Source organism: Pseudomonas sp. NPDC085632 (assembly GCF_044541255.1).
Classification (GTDB): Bacteria; Pseudomonadota; Gammaproteobacteria; order Pseudomonadales; family Pseudomonadaceae; genus Aquipseudomonas.
The window spans coordinates 117,820-118,916 of sequence record NZ_JBITSX010000004.1 but is presented as its reverse complement, the minus strand read 5'-3'; the positions used below and the strand labels follow the sequence as shown (position 1 = coordinate 118,916).

Below are 1,097 nucleotides of genomic sequence, written 5' to 3'. Positions count from 1 at the left end.
CAATAACCGATAAAGCGCCGCGCCCACTCGGGAAGGCCCAGGGAAATACGCCCACTCCTGCGCGTGCGGGTAGGGGGTGTCCCAACCGGTGACGCGTTCGATCGGCGCTTCCAGGTGATGGAAGCAATGCTCTTGCACCAACGACACCAGTTCGGCGCCGAAACCACAGGTGCGGGTGGCTTCGTGAACCACCACGCAGCGGCCGGTTTTTTTCACCGACTTGACGATGGTTTCCAGGTCCAGCGGCCACAGGCTGCGCAGGTCGATGACTTCAGCATCAACGCCGGACTCTTCAGCCGCAACTTGCGACACGTAAACGGTGGTGCCGTAAGTCAGCACGGTCACGTCCTTGCCCGGACGGGTGATCGCGGCAACGTCCAGCGGCACGGTGTAGTAACCGTCCGGAACCTGCGCTTGCGGGTGTTTCGACCACGGCGTTACCGGGCGGTCGTGGTGGCCGTCGAACGGGCCGTTGTACAGGCGTTTCGGCTCAAGGAAGATCACCGGGTCATCGTTTTCGATGGAGGCGATCAGCAAGCCCTTGGCGTCATACGGGTTGGATGGCATGACCGTGCGCAGACCGCAAACCTGAGTGAACATCGCCTCGATGCTCTGGCTGTGCGTTTGACCGCCGTAGATGCCGCCGCCGCAAGGCATGCGCAGGGTCATCGGCGCGGTGAACTCGCCGGCCGAGCGATAGCGCAGGCGCGCCGCTTCGGAAATGATCTGGTCGGAAGCCGGGTAGACGTAGTCGGCGAACTGAATCTCGGCGACCGGACGCAAACCGTAGGCGCCCATACCGACGGCCACGCCGACGATGCCGCTTTCCGAGATCGGTGCGTCGAATACCCGAGAGGTGCCGTACTTGGTCTGCAGGCCTTCGGTGCAACGGAACACGCCGCCGAAGTAGCCGACGTCCTGACCGAATACGACGACATTGTCATCACGCTCAAGCATCACATCCATGGCCGAGCGCAGGGCCTGGATCATGGTCATGGTGGTCGTGGTCATGGCGGTTTCCAACTGAATATTGTTGTTGTGGTCGTTCATGTCAGATCCCCAACTGCTGACGCTGAGCTTGTTGGCGTTATGGCAAT

At 61.5% G+C, this 1,097-nt stretch carries 1 protein-coding gene; it reads right to left on the bottom strand.

The window, feature by feature from the left end:
• Window positions 1-1,050: alpha-ketoacid dehydrogenase subunit beta (locus ACIF4X_RS05525; protein ID WP_397481287.1), on the bottom strand; the 1,050-nt coding region annotated here is incomplete at its 3' end.
• Between the last annotated feature and the right edge of the window lie 47 nt (window positions 1,051-1,097).